The following is a 19,896-nucleotide window of genomic DNA, read 5'->3' as shown; positions in this document are numbered from 1 at the left end:
CACAATATTCTTTCACGGCTGCGAGTTTTGCCTGCACTGTATATTTACCCATGACGCCTCCAAAGGTTGCGTCCAACCTTCGGGGGTCATACCACGCTGGTTCAAGACACTCCGCTCAGGAGATTCGGAATGCCTGAAGAAGTGGCCGCTCTGGCCTTGCTGCTCGCGTCGGATGACGCCACCTACATCACGGGCAGTGAGTTCAACATTGATGGTGGTCTGTTGGCTGGGACGGCTGCTACTCCGGCAGTCCTGAATGACAGCTAAACCTGGGACATTAAGATCGCGCCTGCGAAAGAGAGTTTTTTACCGATTCTGTTGAATAAGTCGTCGACCAATGATCAGCCCGTTTGAGAAAACCAGTTTTTTCAACACAGCCGGCCCAAAGCTGCCCTTCGCGGGGAAAAAATCATGGCCAAGTGCTACCGGTCGCAAAATACCGCAGCGGTGATGCTTGATAATCGTTTTTCTGAGAGACTGAAATTCGACAACTGTGAAAAGAGAGTCGCGCTTCAGTATCTCTTTTCCTCCTTCAATTTGAACCACGCCGCGGAACAGGATTCTGCGGCCGTTGGGAGATCCGTTTGCTTAATGTCCCCAAGGATCTGATCGGTGATGACCGCCTGTCTCATGTGCTGAGTGCCAGCGAGAGACTGACCTGTGCGGCCTCGGTGGAGGAGGTCGTCGCTGTGTTGAGGGACACGGCGCGCGCTGCGGTAGGCGCGGAGGGCATTGCGGTCGTCATAGAAAATGAAGGCCGCTGTTCTTATGTAGCCGAAGATGCGGTCTCTCCCCTTTGGCAAGGACAGAGCTTCCTGATTGACCATTGTGTATCTGGTTGGACGATGCGCCATGGTGAGACGGTTGCGATCCGTGACGTTTGGCTCGATCCACGCATCCCGCAGGACGCTTACGCGCCGACCTTTGTCCGAAGCCTCGTGATGGTGCCCATCGGTAGACCTGTTCCGTTCTCGGCGCTTGGCGCTTACTGGTCCGATGTTCGCGATCATGATCCCGATACGATCAAACTGTTGGAAAGTCTGGCGCGACTGGCAACCATCGCAATCGAGAATGCGCGCCTGACCCAGGCACGCAATCGCGGGGCGGCACTAAGGACCACTCAGAATCGAATCCTGGAGCTGGCTGTAGAAGTAACAACCCTGAACGTTACCCTGGATGCAATCGTCCGCGAAGTGGAAGCGCTGTCAACGTCGGGATTCGTGGGGAGCATCGTGCTCCTGGATGAAGACATGTATCACGTGGAGCATTGTGCCGGCCCGAGTCTGCCTGACGCTTACACTGACGCTCTCAAAGCCATTGCTGTCGCCCCGTTCCAGGGCTACCAGAGCGCATTAATGGCAGTGGCCGACATCATGATCGACCCACGCTGGAGCGAGTTCCGCGATCTGGCCGTCGGACATGGGCTGCTCGTCTGCTGGTCGGTTCCTATCCGTTCGGCGCAGGGCGCACTGCTCGGTGCGTTCGTCCTGTACCACCGTGAGCTGCGTGAGCCATTGCCAGCGGATATTGAGATCATCAACTTCGTGGCTCATACGGTCGGACTGATTGTTCACCGTGCACGAACGGATTCCGCGATCCGTATCAGCGAGTCGAGATTGCGTCTTGCCGTCGACCACGCCGATGTGGGTTTCTGGGACGTGGATCTGGTTCATGACACGCTGGTTTGGCCTTCACAAACCAAGGCGATGTTCGGCATCTCGGCTAACGTGAAGGTCACGTTGCAAGATTTCTATGATGGTTTGCACCCCGAGGATCGTGATGCGACGATCGACGCCTTCCTGGCGGCCGCAGATCCAGAGCGTCGCGCGCTCTACGAGGTCGACTACCGCACGGTTGGCCGAGAGGACGGCATCGTTCGCTGGATCGCGGCAAAGGGGCGCGGGGTGTTCAATGCAGCCGGTGTCTGTTTGCGCGTCACCGGCACCGCAATCGAAATCACTGCTCGCAAGGCTGCCGAGGAGGAGTTGAGGGAGCTTAACGACACCCTTGAAAGGCGAATTGTCCAGGCCATCGCCGAGCGCGAGGAGGTCCAGCAGACGCTGCGCCAGAGCCAGAAGATGGAAGCAATGGGGCAGCTTACCGGCGGCGTTGCGCATGACTTCAATAACCTGCTCACGCCCATTGTGGGCACGCTCGATCTGCTTCTGCGACGTGGCGTGGGTGGCGATCGAGAGCAACGTCTCATCTCGGGCGCAATGCAATCGGCGGAGCGTGCCAAGACGCTGGTACAGAGACTGCTAGCCTTCGCGCGCCGTCAGCCCTTGCAGACGGTTCCGGTCGATGTGGCCAAATTGCTGAGCGATATGGGCGATCTGGTGGCCAGAACGGCCGGGCCGAAAATCAAAGTGGTCGTCGACGCTCCAGAGAATCTGCCCGCTGCCATTGCCGATCAAAACCAGCTGGAGATGGCTGTTCTCAACCTTTCTGTGAACGCGCGTGACGCGATGATCGGGGGCGGCACCCTGTGCATATCTGCCGGTACGGTGCTGGTAGGCGATGGGCATCGTTCGAAGCTGCCGAAAGGCGAATACCTCTGTTTAACCGTCGCAGATACGGGCACTGGCATGGACGCTGCCACGCTTGGCCGAGCGGTGGAGCCATTCTTCTCCACAAAGGGTGTCGGCAAAGGGACTGGTCTGGGTCTTTCGATGGTGCATGGGCTGGCATCACAATTGAACGGTGCTCTCACGATTCAGAGTTCGCCAGGTTTCGGGACGAAAGTGGAGCTGTGGTTGCCGCGCAGCATGACCGTGCCAGCAGCGGCTTTGCACATTGTCGAGGCGTCAGAGCCGCAATTGACGCGCGGGATCGCGCTGCTGGTCGACGATGAGGAACTGGTACGGGCAAGCACCTGTTACATGCTGGCCGAGCTGGGTTACCGCGTGATCGAGGCCGGGTCAGGTGAAGAGGCCATGCAACTGATAGCCAACGGGCAGGCATTTGATCTGCTGATCACTGACCACCTCATGCCGGGTATCAACGGGACCGATCTGGCCCGGGTGGTCCGCTCCTCAAGGCCTGGAACCGCGGTCCTTCTGGTCTCCGGGTATGCCGAACGTGAGGGCCTTGATCCGGATCTTCCGCGGCTCACAAAGCCGTTTCGCAAAAGCGAACTTGCAGCATGCCTTGCCCCGCTTCACGGCAAGGGCGGCGGCCCCGCGTCAGAAGCTTATGGCTTGGCACCCTGACCTTCGCCAGAGTACGGGGTGAAGGCCGTCGTTCCTGTCAGCTCGGCTTTGGCAGTCAATGATGTGCCGCTCATCCCAGGCTACGGCCTCGCACCTGCCGACGGGATGATCATCGACGCTACGCCTCTAAACCTCCTTGGGCTGTGAAAATTTGCAGGGTTGGCCGCTAGCGCTTATATCCGCCCCTCAAACGGCCAGCCGATGCGCTTTCCAAGCATCACCGTCCTCGCTTTGCGAGCCTGTCCACAGCAGCTGCTTTTCCGGCGCACTAAACATCGAACGCAGGTTTTTTTCGATGGTGTTGCACAAGTCTTCCATGCGAATCTGGTGCTGACTGCTGCCGAAGGGCGCTTGCAGGTCGGTGCCGATACGGTCCATTGCCAGTAGGAGGCAGCCGACTACTGTGGATATCGCCGGGGTGAACCAGCCCAGGGTGGTTACCATGCTCAGTGGCATGATGACGCAGAACAAGGTGCTGAACAGCTTCGGAAAATAGACGTACGGGTAGGGCAGAGGTGTGTTGGCGATGCGTTCCATGCCGCCCTGGCAGTTGGACAGTTCGACCATGGTCGACTCCAGTCGTGCCAGACGAATGCTGTCGATGCGTCCCGCTGCAAACTCTTCGGAGATGATGGCTGCCGAGCCGTTCAGAATGTCATTGGGAAAGTTATTGCTATCAGAGGCCCGACGAATTTCGGCGTCCGACAACAGTCCGTCGAGTTTTGCGGTGCCGACATCGCCTTTGAGATGGGCCCGCAGTGCCCGCAGGTAGGCCACGTGGCGATGAAACAGCCCTTCTTTCACCGGGTTGTTGCGATCATCGGTATTACCTTCAATCAGTGTAATCACCTGGCGGCCATAGCTGCGTGAGCTATTGACCATCGCGCCCCACAACGTACGCGCTTCCCACCAGCGGTTGTAGGCACTTGTGTTGCGAAAGCTGATCAGCACGATCAATGCCGAGCAAAGCAGCGTGAGAGGCATCAGCGGGAAATCGATGCCCTTGCCTTCGATCAGCATGACATCCATCGTCACAGCCAGGTCCCAGAGCAGAAGCCAGAACAGCGACCAGCCAACATAGGTCACTGTTCTACTGATGCACCGCCATTTTTTTTCGAAAAGACCCGTCATTACGGCACTCCCTTGCTGGGTTGGAAAAGGCTGTGCATGTTCATTGAACACGCTATGCCGCGAACTTACGCCGCTTGCCTTAAAGCCCGCTTAATTTCCAGGTGCGTAATCTTCAACACGGTTTGCTGTGCTGTTTCGGCTGGAGCCTTTGAGTTCGGCATGCACAGGTCATGCACTGGAACCGTCAACGGATCCGGGACCACACAGCCTTTGTCGATCCTGTTCAATTGGCGGGTAGCCGGACGTTTCGCTGTTTCTGGCGTTGTTTGATCGACACTTCGCTGCATTGCTTTCGCGCAACTACTCGTTCCGGACAAGCCCGCCTCAGCGTTTTGCTGTTCAAACTCCGTAGACCGAGAGGGAATTTCCATGCACATCAACCGATCCGCCCCACAACCGCCCGGTATCGAGATGGAGAGCTTTCGAATCGCGTCTGACGCGCCTCTTGCTTCCAGTTCTGTGCGGTCCGTCAGCTCCGGTGCGCAGGACAATCTGCATGCGATTACTGATTACCTGAAGGATCATGTGTTCGCTGCACACAAATTGCCGTTGACCGACTCATTGGAGGACCACGCTGCCATTCATGCTCATAACGAGCAGATCGATGCGCTGATCGATGCGCGCGCCAGGCGTTTGAGCGAGCAGGGCGAAACCCGTGCAAGCATCGGAGAAACATTTGCCAAGGCGGAAAAGTTCGACCGATTGGCGACTACGGCATCAAGCGCGTTACGGGCCACGCCATTTGCCGCGGCTTCGGTGCTTCAGTACATGCAACCGGCGATTAACAAGGGCGATTGGCTACCTGCTCCACTCAAGCCGCTAACCCCGTTTATTTCCGGGGCGCTGTCGGGAGCGATGGACCAGGTGGGCACCAAGATGATGGATCGCGCGACGGGTGATCTGCATTATCTGAGCACCTCGCCGGACAGGCATCCATGATGCGATGGCTACTTCCGTGAAACGCCACTCGCCAGGGCTTGGCAGGCAGGTTGTGGACATGGGGATTGCGGTGCAAACGTACTCGGCGCGCAACGCAGTACGCACGGTATTGGCGCCGGCACTGGCGTCCAGACCAGCAGTCCAGAGTGCTGTTGACATCAGCGTGTCGGCGGCGGGTGGTCTGGCTGCCAACGCAGGCTTTGGCAACCGCATGCTCAGTGTGCAGTCGCGCGATCACCTGCGTGGTGGTGCATTCGTGCTCGGCCTGAAGGATAAAGAGCCCAAGGCTGACCTGAATGAAGAAACCGACTGGCTCGATGCTTACAACGCGATCAAGTCGGCCAGCTACTCAGGTGCGGCGCTTAACGCTGGCAAGCGGATGGCCGGCCTGCCACTGGACATCGCGACTGACGGGCTCAAGGCGGTGAGAAGTCTGGTCTCGGCAACCGGTCTGGTACAAAACGGTGTTGCCTTGGCGGGCGGTTTCGCAGGGGTAGGCAAGTTGCAGGAGATGGCGACGAAAAACATTACCCATCCGGCGACCAGTGCTGCGGTCAGTCAGTTGACCAACCTGGCGGGTTCGGCAGGCGTTTTCGCAGGCTGGACCACCGCTGCACTGGCGACTGACCCTGCGGTTAAAAAAGCCGAGTCGTTCATACAGGACACGGTGAAGTCGACTGCGTCCAGTACGACAGGTTATGTCGCCGACCAGACCGTAAAACTGGCGAAAACCGTCAAAGACAAAGGCGGGGAAGCGCTCGTCAATACCGGTGCCAGCTTGCGCAACACGGTCAATAACCTGCGTCATCGTCCCGCTCGTGAAGCGGATATCGAAGAGGGTGGTATTGCGGCTTCTCCAAGTGAAACACCGTTTCAGCCTGGGCGGTCGTAAGCAAACTGTAAGTTGCAATTAGACGGTAAAAAGGGGTGGGCTCAACGAGTGAGGCCACCCCTTTTTTCCAGCTGTCCGGTTGGGATTCAAAGCTCTGTGTGTTGGGTCGAGGCCTTGGTTTTATCATAGGCATGTTTGACATCGGTCATGGCGATGTTGCTGGTCTCCAGCTGCAGGTCTTCGCTGTCGCTTTTTACCAGTGCGAACTTGCCGTGATTAGCGTCTACACCGTCCAGCTTGATATTCATGTCATCAAACTGCTTTTCACCATTGGTGCGAACCAGCGTTCCGAAATTGTTGGCTTCGAAACCAGTGATGTTCAAATGAGTGTTCGCGTTAAGTTGGACAACCTTATCGTCTGCGTTTTCAGCACAGCTGTTTTTGATTTGCAGATTGGTCACCTTTGCGCCTCCCTCGCCCTTGACGGTGATCATGTCCTCCCCGACGTTTTCGGCGTGCACGTTATCGATGGTGACTTGCTGGGCGTCCTTGGCTTTCACGTGTATGCCATCCACTTCGTTCTCACCCAGGTTAGCGTTTTTCAAGGTGGCGCCTTCTGCCAGTTCGAACAAAGGCTTCTGGTTTTCGCTCTGGTCTCCGTTACCCATCGACTTGTCGGCGGTGAAGGTTGCGCCGTGTGCGTCATAGACTGTGTTGGCAGCGACTTTGATGGTGTCTTTCACCACAATGACCTTGCCTGCCTGGTCGTTGGCGCCCGCTGTATCCGAAACCGGACCCGTGCCTGAGGTATGGTTGGGGTTGGCCAGTTGCGGTGTGATTTGCGGTGTTACGCCACCATCGTTCTCGCTGCTGCCTTCGACAGAAGGCGTGTTGCCACCTGTTGCAGTGGGTGCAGGGCTATCGCCGCCGTCACCGCCTGTTGCAGTCGGCGTATCGCCACCGCCATCGCCCGTTGCGGCTAGCGTACTGCCGTCACCGCTGTCCCCGCTATCGGTTGAAGGCGCACCGAGCCCGCCATTGTTCTGAAAAGGGTCCTGCCACTCGCTCGAGTCCTGATCTGTGTCCTGTTTTTTATTAAGGTTCATGAGCATCTGCAGCAGTGAAACAATCAATGCACTGAACAGCTTGATGAGGTTGGACTCGGGGTTTGCTGTGTTGTTGGCATCCTGCGGGCTCTGCACGCTGTTGTCAGGTTGCCCGAAACTGACGTTTTTCGGTGCGGCGCTGTTGAACAGCATGGCACCAGCGTCTACGGCCTGTGGGGCGTTCTCATCGTGGAAGGTGTTTGTCTGCGGGCTTTTTTCACTCAGCGCCGAGAAGTCCAGCGCGGCTGACGTGGGTTGGTAGGGTGTGGGGGTGATACCGATGCTCATGATGTTTTACCTCGATGGGGTGGACATATGAACCAGCGTCGTCTTCCGGATTTACCAGCGTCGGTCGCCGTGTCCCTGTCAGTTCTATAGGTCGACGAGGAATTCGCCAGATGTCGCTCGAAGTGAGTGGCAAAGCGAGGTGAGCGGTTCCCGTTTCGCCGCTATTGATGGCGATGTTTTCAATACGCCATCCCTGGTGCGCTTGACGAGCACACGGAACCAAAACGCCTTTACATTCGACTCAGTGCGGAACACACCGACAGAAAAACGGTGTGGTCTCATATCGCACTCAGAGGCCGTGAAATGAACAATAATGACTCGTACCACACCCTGATAAATGAAATCTGCGCGCTCAGCCTTATTTCCACGCCTGAACGTTTTTACGAGTCTGCCAATTTCAAAATCAGCGAAGTGGACTTCACACTTCAGTATCAGGATCGCGATGAGGGCCGTGCTGTTTTGATTTACGGCGACATGGGAGCGTTGCCGACACGCAATCGTGACGCTGCATTGCTGGCGTTGATGGACATTAATTTTCATATGTTCTCGGGTGCCCATAGCCCGGTTTTCTCCTGGAATGCTCAGACCAGTCGGGTATTGCTTATGGGTTCCGTGAGCCTGGAGCGAGCCTCTGCCGAAGGCGTGCTGCTGTTGATGAAGTCGTTCGCTGATTTGGCGAACGAGTGGCGCGAGCATGGGTTCATCGGGCGGGTCAAAACAGCAGGTGCCCCGGTTGAGCAGCCTGTTGCCACGGCAGCCAAACGCGAGAGCCTGTCGGCCTCAGGGAGGTTTCAATGAACACTCCGCGAATCGGTGGATCGGGCGGCATCGAGCTGGCCCGGATAAACCAGCAGCACGATGCTATTTCCGCCCAGACCGCTCACCCGAATGCAGTGACGCCAGGCATGAATCCGCCGCTGACTCCCATCAGGCAAGGCCGCACGCAGCAGAAAGCTCGGCTACCGGTGCCGCGCGGCTGAATGTTGCGGCGCGACACACGCAGCTTTTGCAGGCCTTCAAGGCTGAGCCTGCGACGGCTCCGGTCAGCGGCGCGCCGATGATCAGCTCGCGTGCCGCGTTATTGATTGGCAGCTTGCTGCAAGCTGAAAAGCTGCCTTTTGAAGTCATGGCCGAGCGTCTCTCCCCTGAGCGCTATCAACTGAAGCAGTTTCATGGTTCGGACTTGCAACAACTGCTGGACAAGTTTACCCAGCCGGGTCAGGCCCCCGACAAAGCCGAAGTCGGTCAACTGATCAAGGGCTTCGCGCAATCGGTCGCCGATCAACTGGAGCACTTTCAGTTGATGCATGACGCTACGCCCACCAAGACAGGCCCGCATGCCAACGAGGATCGGGCGACTCTTGCCGTCAGTCAGACAGCCGTTGGCGAGTACGCCGGTCGTGCGAGCAAGGCAATCGGCGAAGGGCTGAGCAAAGGCATCGTGTCGCTGGATGATCACATCGCTGCACTGGATGTGAGCCTGCAAAGTGCCGAAGAGGGCGCCAAGGACGCTTTGCACGCTAACAGACAGGCGCTGGTTGATGCGAAAACCACTCTGGTCGGCCTGCACGCCGATTTCGTCAAGTCGCCAGAGGCCAAACGCCTTGCTTCGGTCGCCGCACATACACAACTGGACACCGTCGTCAGTGATCTTGTCACTGCCCGCAACTCGGTTGGCGGCTGGAAAGGTGCCGGGCCGGTTGTTGCGGCTGCGGTTCCGCAGTTCATGTCGTCAATGACGCACCTGGGTTATGTGCGTTTGTCTACCAGTGACAAGCTGCGAGAGGAGGTGCCTGAGACCAGCAGCGACGCCAGCATGCTCAAGGCGGCGATAACCGGAATGGTCGCGGGCATTGCCCACGAGACAGTCAACAGCGTAGTGAAACCGGTGTTTCAGGCTGCCTTGCAGAAGACTGGCCTGAACGAGCGCTTGAACATGGTGCCACTCAAGGCTATCGATACCAATTCGGTGATTCCTGACCCCTTCGAACTGAAAAGCGAGCACGGTGAGCTGATCAGAAAAACGCCCGAGGAAATCGCTCAGGACAAGGCTTTCGTCAAGGGCGAACGCGCGGTGCTGAACCAGAAGAAGGTCCAGGGTTCGTCCACCCATCCGGTGGGTGAACTGATGGCTTACAGTGCCTTTGGTGGTTCACAGGCCGTGCGCCAGATGCTCAACGATTTACACCAGATCAATGGTCAGACGCTGAGTGCAAGAGCCTTGGCATCCGGCTTTGGCGGGGCGGTGTCTGCCAGTTCGCAAACGCTTTTGCAGTTGAAGTCGACGTATGTCGATCCCGCAGAGCGCAAAATTCCGGTAGTCACGCCAGACCGAGCCGAGACAGAGCTGAAAAAGGACCTGGCCAAAGGTATGGACCTGCGCGAAGCCTCGGTACGTACCACGTTCTACAGCAAGGCAATATCGGGTATTCAGAGCTCGGCGCTGACCTCGGCACTGCCGCCCGTGACAGCCCAGCCGGAAGGCGCGCGGGGTACGCTCAGTGCGGGGAATATCCTGCGCAATATGGCTCTGGCCGCAAAGGGCTCGATTTCCTATCTGTCCACGCGTTACGCCAACCAGTCTGTCACCGCCGAAGCCAAGGCGTTGAAGGATGCGGGGATGGGAGGCGCAACGCCGATGCTGGATCGTACCGAAACAGCCTTGAACAACATCCGCCACCCGAACAGGGCATCGCTGCCACATACCTTCCAGCCGAGCACGTTGAGCGGTATTCCAAGGGCTATGGAAAGCGCTTATCACATGGGCCGAGGCGCGTTGCAGCTGCCAACCCAGATCGCCGTGGACACGGTTCGAGTGTTGGCAGACGGTGCGCTGAACGGCGTGTCGTCAGCACGCGCTGCGCTTACGCCAGCAAAACCGCCTGAAGCTCGCGGGTCCGTCGACGAGCTCCGGAACACGGCCCCAACGCCGCCATCCAGCCCCACAGTGCAGCGGCCGGCACCCTCCGTTCCGTTTGACGACGAGCAGTTGCGGGCGCTCGAAGAAGGCTTGCTCGCTCCGCGTTGATTCCAACGCCGGGCACAGTCCGTACCTGTCTGCTGTCCGGCTGATTCAGACTGCTTTAACTTTAAAGGACTATAACGATGAGAAACCCGACACCCGATTTTGCCCGCTTCATCAACGCTCTGGGCGTCCAACTCGGTACATCACTGGCCTTGCAGAATGGCGTATGCGCCCTTTACGACGGCCAGAACAACGAAGCGGCGGTCATCGAATTGCCCGAGCACAGCGAAATGGTCGTCTTTCATTGCCGAGTAGGCCGTTGTCCGGAGCGTTCCACTGATCTACAGCGCCTGTTGAGCCTGAACTTCGACGTCGCCCGTTTGCACGGTTGCTGGTTTGCTGTCGATCAGGGCGATGTACGTCTATGCGCCCAGCGTGAACTGGCATCGCTCGATGAGCCGGCGTTCTGCGACGTGACTCGCGGCTTCATTTCCCAGGCTCGTGAGGCTCGCGCATTTCTACAGGCTTGAATAAAAAAGCGCCGCGTAAAAGCGGCGCTTTTTTCACTGTTTGCGTTTTCAGCTTTTCAGTTCAAACCCTTCTTGCTTCAACTTGCTCGCCGCTTCCTTGAGCGACGCCGATGGCCGCGACAACTCGCCGTCAAAGGTGTAACCAATCGGTTTGTCCTGGTCTGCGCCATAAATGAAGTTGATGCGCCCCAGCGTTTTAGTGACGCTCATATTCGCTCCGCTGTTATAGCTGACCAAGGGGGTGGGTGAGGTGAAGTTTTCAGCCTGAGTCGCGGTGTGGAATACCACCAGGCGCTTGATGCGCATCTGGTTGCGGTCTCCCAGAAGGGCGGAGAAGTCGCTTTGGGTCATGGTGCCGTCCAGGCTACCTTCGTCGATTTTATCGACCAGCGAGTCCTTCGGTTCCAGCCGTACGCGCGCCAGTGTCCCTATGCTGCCCTCCATGTCCTTGAGCATGGCGCGGAGTTTCGGGTCCTGGCGCATGAACTCGGCAACCCTGGCCGCATTGCCGGGGGCGCTCGCTTCACGCACTGAGCCCATGATTTTGGTGAGTATGCTTTCACTGCTCAGGCCGGAGAGGTTGGTTTTGCTGGTCTCAAAACGTGCGTTATCCATCACGCTGTGCTTATTGACTGATGCCCGATGCTCGACCGCCCCGCGTTTCAGACCACGAAGCGCTTTGTACTGCTTGTCGTTCTGCCATTGAGTGTCGGCAAACAGTTCTTCAAGGCCGTCGAGGTGCGCCTGAATAACCTCATCCGGTTTCTTGCCTGCGTAACGCGCATTCAGCGGGTCGGCCAGTTCGGCCAGTTTTGCTTTGGTCGTGCTGTCCTTGAATGCCTCGCCGAGGCTTTTAGACAGCTTGCCCAAACCTTCGGTGGTTATCGGCTTGGCGACGTTATAGCGAAACTTGACCCGTTTGACAGTCCTGTTCTCTACGCTGAAATTTACCGCTACTCCCAGATTGTTGGCGGCTGACTGTGACGCGGGCGTCGGTCCCGGGGCGGAGGCCGGTGTGCCTGTGGGGGCCGTGTAGGTGCCGCCGATCTGCCCGCGAAGCTGCCCGCCAAGCGTTGCGTTGTTGAGAAAACGCGGGCGGTTCTTGCCGCCTTCGCGCAACTCGGTCTTGTCGTTTTTCTGGGTCAACGAGTAATCGGTGTAGGTCATCAGGTTAACGGTGATGTTCGCCGCGAATCCGCCGCGTACCACCGCAGAGAACGAATTGCTATTGGGATCGGCATCCGGGTCTCTGTCTTCGGTCAGGTTTATCCCAGAGCGTAGATCGGCAGTTCCGCCCGCCGTAAGGTCGAAGTTGAATCGCCGAGCCTGGTAGGTCTCATGGTCTACTGCTTTTTTAAGCACCTGCAATGGATTCAGCTTGCCTTCAAACAGGTCGTCGACGAATGCGTCGATGTCTTCATCCGGAACATTGAAGACCACGCCGGCACGTTGGCTGGCAGCGACGGTGGCTGTCACGTCCACGCCCAGGCGAAAGTTGGGGGTCAATGTGCGGTTGTTACCGACGTCGACACTACGAGCAGGATGGTTTTCGTCAAAAAAGCCCGGCCAGTAGTCTTTGCCGGCACCGAAGCCACCGCTTACGTTTCCCGCACCTTCGCTGATCAGGTACAGGGTAACGCCGCCCTCGCAACGCTCGGCATTGAGTATGTAGTTACGGTTGCCGGTGGTACCTGCCGTTGGCCATATTCCTGTGGCCTTGTCGGCAACAATGATGAACGAGGTGGTAAGGTTCAGTCCGTAACTGCGTTGCAGCCCGATTTCATCGTCGCCATGCTCCAGTTGCTTGAGCATGCTTTTGAATTTCCCGGCCAGTTCCGCCTGGTCCTTGCTGCCTGTGGCTGCGCGCATGTTGACGCTCACCGCATGATCAGCTTTTTTGAATGACTTGAGGAATGTCTTGACCGCTTCATAACCGCTTTCCAGCGCTTTGTTATCGGTAAAGCCCATGTCTGTAACCACCTTGACTGGGTTTTCGCCGTAAGTCACATCACGCAGCGTCGCCAGTTTGTTTTGTAACGGATCTATGTCGGCTTGCGGCGGTAGCTGTTCGACCTCGTCGAGCAGCGCGCCGAGGCTTTTCAGCGTGACCAGATCCAGCGCCAGACGCGCTTTACTCAGGCCATGCTCCTCACTGGCATCGCGGCGCTGCCCCAAGGGTACATCGGCTTTCTGGTGGCTGAGTTTCAGCCCTTGATACTTCAGCGTGCCGAGTAACTTTTTGGTGGGGTTTTCAGCAGACGGAGCAACTTGAGTCAAGGCGTCCTGAAGCTCCTTGACCAGGTCATGTCCAGAGCTTTTGAAGTTGAGCTTTGTGCCCAGCTCAGCAAGTTTCTTGCCGAACTGGGTGCGCACCGACGGCTTGGCCAACTCACCGTGCTGGTTAAGAATGCCATCTTGTTGCCTGAGGTTTTTCACCTTGCCATAGCTTTGGCCGATAGACATCAGCGCCGTATAGCTGTGATTTTCCAGCTCTTCGCGCAGGGTTTCCAGTTCCTTGACCAACGTAGCGCCTTGAGGCCCCAGTTTTGATTCCAGTGCGGCAATGCGCGCTTTCAAATCCTTGCCCGGGGCTGGCGGCCAGCCGCCGGACTCATTGATCAGCTCCAACTGCTTGAACAGCATGGACTCGGTTTCATAAACCTCATTCAGACCCAGACGACCGTGGTGGCGATGTTGAATACTGTTGCCAACGTTCTTCATCCAGCGGGGCACTTCTGCGGTGTTTTTGTAGACGTTGGCGCGCATGAATTCGCGGGTGCTGGCTTTTTTGGATTTCTCCACACCGCTGCGCCCGAATGCATTGATGTCCATTCTGAGCGTCAGCCCGGTTTTTGGAATTCGCCAGGTCTTGTTCGATCCCGTGATTCGCGAGTGCACATCATTCAAACCGTTTTCTTCTACCGGGCGCTGCTCGAAAGCTTGCCATTTGCCTGCACTGAGCCGCATCAGACCCTGGCCCTCGGCGTCTTCGACCTGGGCGCTGAGCACGTTGTCGTCATTGGCGAAAAGTGCCTTGACCGGCTGACCCCCAGGTAGGGCAACCGGCGTCCAGCGGGCGCGCATCTGATCCCCCAGCTTTGTCGATTGCCAAGCTTCCTTGGGCAGGCAATAAAGCCCGCCGGTACTGGTGAGCGCATGAAGGTTCTGTTTTTCATCCAGAGCAAGGCTCTTGATATCGCCTTCCAGGCCGGGGATATCGAGAGTGACGGGTTTGTGATCCTTGCTGTGGGCGGTCAGCTTGTTCTGGTCATCAAGGGCGACGAAGCTTTTGTTGCTGACCATTGCAAAGGCTGTGATCACCCGGTCGTCGAGGCCTTCGATTTCCTTGCCCATCTCGACTGTTGTCGAGCGCGCGGTCTGGGCCAGCGCTGTGTTGTGGTCAAAGGCCATGTTGGGGTGTTCAGGAGTCACCTTGAGCGCGTGCAGTTTGCCGCCCTTGAGCACATAGGCGTTACTGTCGGCACCGCGTTGCAGGCGGTCAATATCTTTTATACCGGCGTCTTTCCAGCATTCGGGCGTCGCATCCCAGCGCTGAATGCGTCCTTCGCTCAGGCCAACCAGACCCGCACGATCAAGGTTGAGCCGGTCAGCGGCGGTGGGGGCCTGGGGCATGGTCAGCCCGCGATTGTTGCTCAGTACCAGAGCATTGGTCAGGTTCCAGCCGCTTTCCAGTTTTGAATCCTGCTCATTGAGTGCGTGGGAGTGAATCTCGCCCTGGCGGTTTTTGATCAATGCATGCACACGGCCGTCATCCCCGTTGATGAATCCGGTGACGCTGTCGTGGCCACCCAGCGGCAGGCCTGCCAGTTGAAAGTTTGCCTGATCGGGCGTCAGCTTCAATTGCGGGTCATTGCTTTCAAATGCACTACGGTCCGCGCTGTAAAGTCTGCCTTGGGTGTCTGCTATGAACAGCTTGTTGTCGCTCAGGCCGACCGCAGCCGCTTGCGCCTTGCCGCCGTCGAGTTCGAGCGCTTTTGTTTTCTTCTCGGTCAGATCGCCAATCACCGGGCTCATGTCTGTGAGCAGGATCGCCTGAGTCTCCTTGCCGCTGAGCAATGCCGCTCTGTTGTCCGGTGCCACCGAAAATGACTGCAGATCCTTGACTTCGATGTGCGGCATGAAAGGGCTCGTGAGGTCGACTACCACATCGTCGCTTTTCGCATAGACCGAGCCGTTGCCGCCTGTGGCCAGACTATTGAAAGCAATGTCCTCCGTGCCTTCAGGCGCTTTCCAGCGAGCACTGAGCGGGTCGAACTGATAGAGCCGGTCTTCATGCACACGCATACGCTCGCCGTCGTGCCTGAGAAGCACGCCGGTGATGTGAGCGATGTGCGCCTTGCCGGGCAACTCTTGAGTCTTGCGTCCGCTGGCGGTGTCGATGTGAATGTTGCCGTCTTCACGCTCCAGTTTCACCGCTGGCGGTTTCTTTCCTTCTATATGCAGTGCTTCTTTGCTGCTGCGGATCAAGGCCAGCGAACTGTCGTCCTGCGCCAGGTGCAGCAGGTGCCCGTTGGCCTGTAGCAACTGATGGCCGTGCACGCCGTCTTTGCTTTGATGAGCCAGGTAGGTTTGCATGGGGGTGGCGAGAATGGAATCCAGCAATGGGGCCAGGCCGGGAGTATTGAACGTGGAGAAGTCAGGCTTTCCCTTGGCGTCCAGTTGAATGCTGCCTTGTGGCTCTGAGTTGCGAACCAGTTTTTCGTCTTTCAGCTCGAAACGGCCTCCGTTGCTGCGCGTCATCATCGATTGCCGAGAACTCTGGAGCGTCGCCGGCTCGTCCGGGTCTTGGGCTTTGGTGCCGGAAGTGCTGGCGCCGCTATGCCCCGCACGCGTCACTGGCTGGCGCGTATCCTCCAGGTCATCAAGACTATTGCTCGATAACTGAGATACAGGCGCTTTGTCTTTGGCTGTCTTCGAATTTGAAGTGGGCTGTGAAGGCTTGACGTCTTTTACGGTGGGAGGCGTGGCCGCTTTCTGCTGCGGTGCCTTGGATTTCTGGAACAGTTTGCTGACGTTCTTCAGCGCTCGCTTGCCGACACTGCTCAGTGAGTGCGAGGAGCGTTGTTTGGGTTGTTCGATTTTTTGCTGTAGATCCGTTGCAGCGTTCGTGTTTGCCGGGACTGGCGGCTGAATGATGCTCCCGGTGTTGCGGTGGATCGATGATGAATGCACGGTGAATCTCCCTCTCCATGTGCCACTGATGACAGCCTGATGCAAAGCTTGGAAATTCATTCATTGGCTGAGTGGCACCTGATAATGGAGGGTTCCATCGCAAATACTTATGGCTGAAATGATTCAGCAAGATGCCTGGCGCGGCTGATATCGGTTTCAAAGGGAACCGTAACAGTGAACGTGCCACGTAGGATGGACACGTTCAGGACATTCCTCCCATGCCCGCCGTTGCCTCCATCGTATCGAGCCCCCGCTTGCTGGCTCGCGCTATTCAAATCGCTGTCCTCGCCCTGGGCTCGCTGTGTGTGGGTTGTCAGTCTGTGGACTACTCAGCACCCCGGCAGGAACGCAATCCGCGGCTGGTTACGGGCCTGGTCTACTGGGGAGGAGATGATCAGGAAGGTGCGCGGGCGGCAGAGAAAATTTCCGATTTGCCCGTCTATAACGGCGAGGACGTGTGGCAGCGAGTTGCGCAACGCAGCAGGCTGGCCGATGGCCAGGGTATGAATGAGCGTATCGCTCGCCAGCGCGATTGGCTGCTGAGCAATCGTGGGTTTATCAGTGGGGCAAGTGTCCGGGCCAGCCCCTATCTGCATTTTATTGTCGAGCGCCTGGACGAGCGCAACATGCCGTTGGAGCTGGCGCTGTTGCCAATGATCGAAAGCTCCTACAACCCGATGGCCAATTCACCGGCTGCGGCGGCTGGCCTGTGGCAATTCATGCCTTCTACCGGGCGCAGCTTCAATCTTTATCAAAGCGCTACGTACGACGCTCGCCGTGACGTGGTGGCCTCAAGCAAGGCAGCGATGGATTACCTGACCCGCCTGCATGATCAGTTCAATAATGACTGGCTGCTGGCACTGGCGGCCTACAACTCGGGCGAAGGCACAGTCGGCCGGGCGATTGAGGCCAATCGGCGGCGCGGACTACCTGTTGATTACTGGCACCTGAATTTGCCCAGGGAAACCCTGGATTACGTGCCCAGGCTGCTGGCGCTCTCGCTGATCGTGCGCAACGCCGCTACCTATGGTGTAAAACTCACCCCGGTCGCCAATACGCCATATTTTGATGTGGTCGAACTCAACCATGCGGTAGACCTGACCCAGCTTGCGGCCACTGCGGGTGTGGATGAGGGCCAGTTGCTGAGACTCAACTCGGCGTTTCTGCGCAAAAAAACGCCAGATGGACCAGGGCGGTTGCTGTTGCCCAAGACTCAGAAGCAAGTGCTGACAGCCGGTATCGCGCGAATAACCGGGGAATCTCCTGTGACTACGGGCACCCCTCAGCGCATTGATAAGCCTGTGGTCGAACACTTGGCATTACCCCAGACGGCACAGCCGGTGAGGGTGGTCGAGCGAACGCCGGTGCCCAGGCCAGCGCAGCCGGTTGAGGTAGCTGAACGGGCACCTGTGCCCAACCCAGTGGAACCCATGCGGGTAGCAGAGCAGTCTTCTGCGCCGCAAACACCACCCTTGGTACCGGCTGTCGAGCATAAAGAGCCGCCGATGACCCCGCGGACACCGGCAAGGGAGGCATTATCGGTGCCTAGCGTGGTACAAGTCGGGCGCTACGTGGATGACCGCTCGTCGCCTCGCAGGCGTGATGATATCGAGGATCGTACGGGCCCGCGCGAGCTGCCAAGCGGCCCGCGTATCGTGGTCTATGCCAGCGGGTCACGCTAATAACCTGCGGTTTTAAAGCCGGATGTATAGCAAAATCACCTGAAAAATGCCCTTTTTTGGTGCTTTTTCTTGTTGGCGTTTCGGTGTGACTCGCCGTTAAGACGCTATATTTCAACGCTGATACGTCCTTGTTTTTGTTCTCGTTCGTGGCAGGTAGCCATGAACTTTTTACGCTCGCAGACTATTTTTGCTGAACTTTTTTAAAGTTTTGTAAGCTAGTGCTTACACACATTTAGAAACATTCTTCCGTGATGACGAGGTATCACCGTTCGTTATGGTCACCGCCTTTGGCGTGGTGACAGCTTGCGATTGACGGATTGTCCTACACTGAATCCTTTCAGTTAACTATCTCTTCGATCAAATTTTGAGCCCGCATGCCTTGAAACCCACCCGTTCGGATAGCCGAATGGGTGGGTGGCAAAAAGCTATCTAGTTTCGAGCCCAAAAACCGGGAGGATTTTGTAACCCTCCATGCCAAGGGTGAGCGGCGTTCGGAAAACCGAATGTATAAAAACCCATGAGTCACCCTGTCGAGCGTTACGTGTAACGTCTTCCGTTCCCCATCAGTAAGTTAAGTTTCAATGTCGAACTTTTCGTTTTGGTCGGGTAGTTTGTTAAGTTTATTTTCCTTGAAAGGGGACTGCTTGAGTATGGGTTTCCCGTTTTAATTTCTTTCAGCCCGTTATTAAGTGAGCCCTTGTAAAACGGCCTATAACGTTAAATTTATTTTTATGAGTCGAGTGACTTTTCTGTGAAGTTTTTTTAATAATAAACCGTGTGGTTATATAGTTTTTTGCCAGGGTCCAGGACGGGGCAGTGCGGTTAACTCCCCGGAAGCCGGGGGTTTTAGCGTTTTTTGAGCGGTAAGCGCTTGATCGGAATAGAGTATCGATAGATTAAACTAATCATCCCAACAGTCTGGCTCTATGCGGGTGCTGCTCGTCATATGACGATATTACTATGATAATAATTCTCAACTTTGTGAGCTTTTTCTCATTTCATGGGGAACTAAATTACTATATGTGTGCCTTGTAAGAGGTGGTATTAATAGTCCGCTTGCCACCCACAGTGAGAGTGATCGATGAGCACAGACATTGATAAGGGCGTCCGAGAGTATTGGGACGTAACTGCATTATCCGCTGGTCATCAAATTGTAATGAACAGCGCGTTTCTTGATATGGACTTACTGCTGTGCGGGGAAACCGGGACGGGTAAAGACACCCTGGCCAATCGCATTCATGAGCTGTCCAGCAGGTCCGGGCCCTTTGTCGGCATGAACTGCGCCGCCATCCCCGAATCGTTGGCAGAAAGCCAGTTATTCGGTGTCGTCAATGGCGCATTTACCGGTGTCTGCCGCGCTCGCGAGGGCTACATCGAAGCGTCCAGCGGCGGTACGCTTTACCTCGATGAAATCGACAGTATGCCGCTTAGCCTCCAGGCCAAGTTACTTCGCGTTCTGGAGAGCCGGGGGGTCGAGCGGCTGGGCTCAACCGAATTCATTCCACTGGATCTGCGCGTGATTGCTTCCGCCCAGCGCCCTCTGGATGAACTGGTGGAACAAGGACTTTTTCGTCGCGACCTGTTTTTTCGGCTCAACGTGCTGACGCTTCACTTGCCAGCCTTGCGCAAACGTCGCGAACAGATCCTGCCATTGTTCGACCTGTTCACCCAGGAGATTGCCGCTGAGTTCCAACGTCCCGTTCCTGTAATGGACAACGGTCGTGTGCAGATCCTGCTCACCCATGACTGGCCGGGCAACGTGCGCGAACTGAAATCCGCAGCCAAGCGGTTTGTATTGGGGTTCCCGCTGCTGGGGGCCGAGCCAATGGATGCGCGCGATCCGGTGACAGGTCTGCGCATGCAGATGCGCGTGATCGAAAAGATGCTTATTCAGGATGCGTTGAAACGGCATCGACACAATGTCGACGCCGTGCTTCAGGAGCTCGAACTGCCGAGACGTACGCTTTACCACCGCATGAAGGAGTTGGGAGTTGCTGCATAGATCGCAGCAACGGCTGGAG

At 56.9% G+C, this 19,896-nt stretch carries 8 protein-coding genes and 3 pseudogenes; 8 read left to right on the top strand and 3 right to left on the bottom strand.

Features of this window, described 5'->3' with window-relative positions:
• Positions 1-96: 96 nt before the first annotated feature.
• Together AO277_RS16280 and AO277_RS16270 are read left to right on the top strand one after the other, a co-directional pair.
• A pseudogene (locus AO277_RS16280) lies at positions 97-267 on the top strand (SDR family oxidoreductase); the annotation flags it as partial.
• Positions 268-689: 422 nt separating this feature from the next.
• Entirely contained in the window at positions 690-3,209 is a 2,520-nt protein-coding gene (locus AO277_RS16270) for a GAF domain-containing hybrid sensor histidine kinase/response regulator (protein ID WP_330218094.1), read from the top strand.
• A gap of 186 nt (positions 3,210-3,395) precedes the next feature.
• Here the strand turns inward: AO277_RS16270 and AO277_RS16265 are convergent, their stop codons facing one another.
• On the bottom strand, positions 3,396-4,340 hold the full coding sequence (locus tag AO277_RS16265) for a bestrophin family protein (protein WP_044318330.1): 945 nt from the start codon (positions 4,338-4,340) through the stop codon (positions 3,396-3,398).
• Positions 4,341-4,799: 459 nt separating this feature from the next.
• Between AO277_RS16265 and AO277_RS16255 the strand changes: the two are divergent.
• A pseudogene (locus AO277_RS16255) lies at positions 4,800-6,171 on the top strand (type III effector).
• 86 nt (positions 6,172-6,257) lie between these two features.
• Here the strand turns inward: AO277_RS16255 and AO277_RS16250 are convergent.
• On the bottom strand, positions 6,258-7,505 hold the full coding sequence (locus tag AO277_RS16250) for a pectate lyase (RefSeq protein WP_044318329.1): 1,248 nt from the start codon (positions 7,503-7,505) through the stop codon (positions 6,258-6,260).
• Between the two features lie 303 nt (positions 7,506-7,808).
• On the opposite strand from AO277_RS16250, the gene AO277_RS16245 reads away from it, so the two are divergent.
• The 3 genes and pseudogenes from AO277_RS16245 (at position 7,809) to AO277_RS16235 (ending at position 11,000) form a co-directional block, all read left to right on the top strand.
• Positions 7,809-8,303: a CesT family type III secretion system chaperone gene (locus AO277_RS16245; protein WP_002552394.1), complete on the top strand. Its 495-nt coding sequence runs from the start codon at positions 7,809-7,811 to the stop codon at positions 8,301-8,303.
• Positions 8,300-10,533 (top strand): annotated as a pseudogene (locus tag AO277_RS16240) (restriction endonuclease). Before AO277_RS16245 ends, AO277_RS16240 begins: the two are co-directional and overlap by 4 nt.
• Before the next feature lie 77 nt (positions 10,534-10,610).
• Positions 10,611-11,000 (top strand): type III secretion system chaperone, encoded by a 390-nt coding sequence (locus tag AO277_RS16235; protein WP_002552395.1) that lies wholly within the window; start codon positions 10,611-10,613, stop codon positions 10,998-11,000.
• Between the two features lie 48 nt (positions 11,001-11,048).
• On the opposite strand, the gene AO277_RS16230 is transcribed toward AO277_RS16235, so the two are convergent.
• Positions 11,049-16,193 carry an AvrE-family type 3 secretion system effector gene (locus AO277_RS16230; RefSeq protein ID WP_044318328.1) on the bottom strand — a complete coding sequence of 1,715 codons (5,145 nt, stop codon included), beginning with the start codon at positions 16,191-16,193 and terminating at the stop codon, positions 11,049-11,051.
• 218 nt (positions 16,194-16,411) lie between these two features.
• Here AO277_RS16230 and AO277_RS16225 point away from each other — a divergent pair, with 218 nt between their 5' ends.
• Positions 16,412-17,875, top strand: coding sequence for a transglycosylase SLT domain-containing protein (locus AO277_RS16225; protein WP_002552397.1), 1,464 nt, complete (start codon positions 16,412-16,414; stop codon positions 17,873-17,875).
• A 1,081-nt stretch (positions 17,876-18,956) separates the two neighbouring features.
• Positions 18,957-19,877 (top strand): sigma 54-interacting transcriptional regulator, encoded by a 921-nt coding sequence (locus AO277_RS16220; RefSeq protein ID WP_052834980.1) that lies wholly within the window; start codon positions 18,957-18,959, stop codon positions 19,875-19,877.
• Positions 19,878-19,896 lie beyond the last annotated feature (19 nt).

The sequence above is a fragment of the Pseudomonas amygdali genome, assembly GCF_002699855.1.
GTDB classification, from domain to species: domain Bacteria; phylum Pseudomonadota; class Gammaproteobacteria; order Pseudomonadales; family Pseudomonadaceae; genus Aquipseudomonas; species Aquipseudomonas amygdali.
Note: the sequence above shows the minus strand (reverse complement) of the source record. Positions and strands in the feature narration are given on the sequence as shown.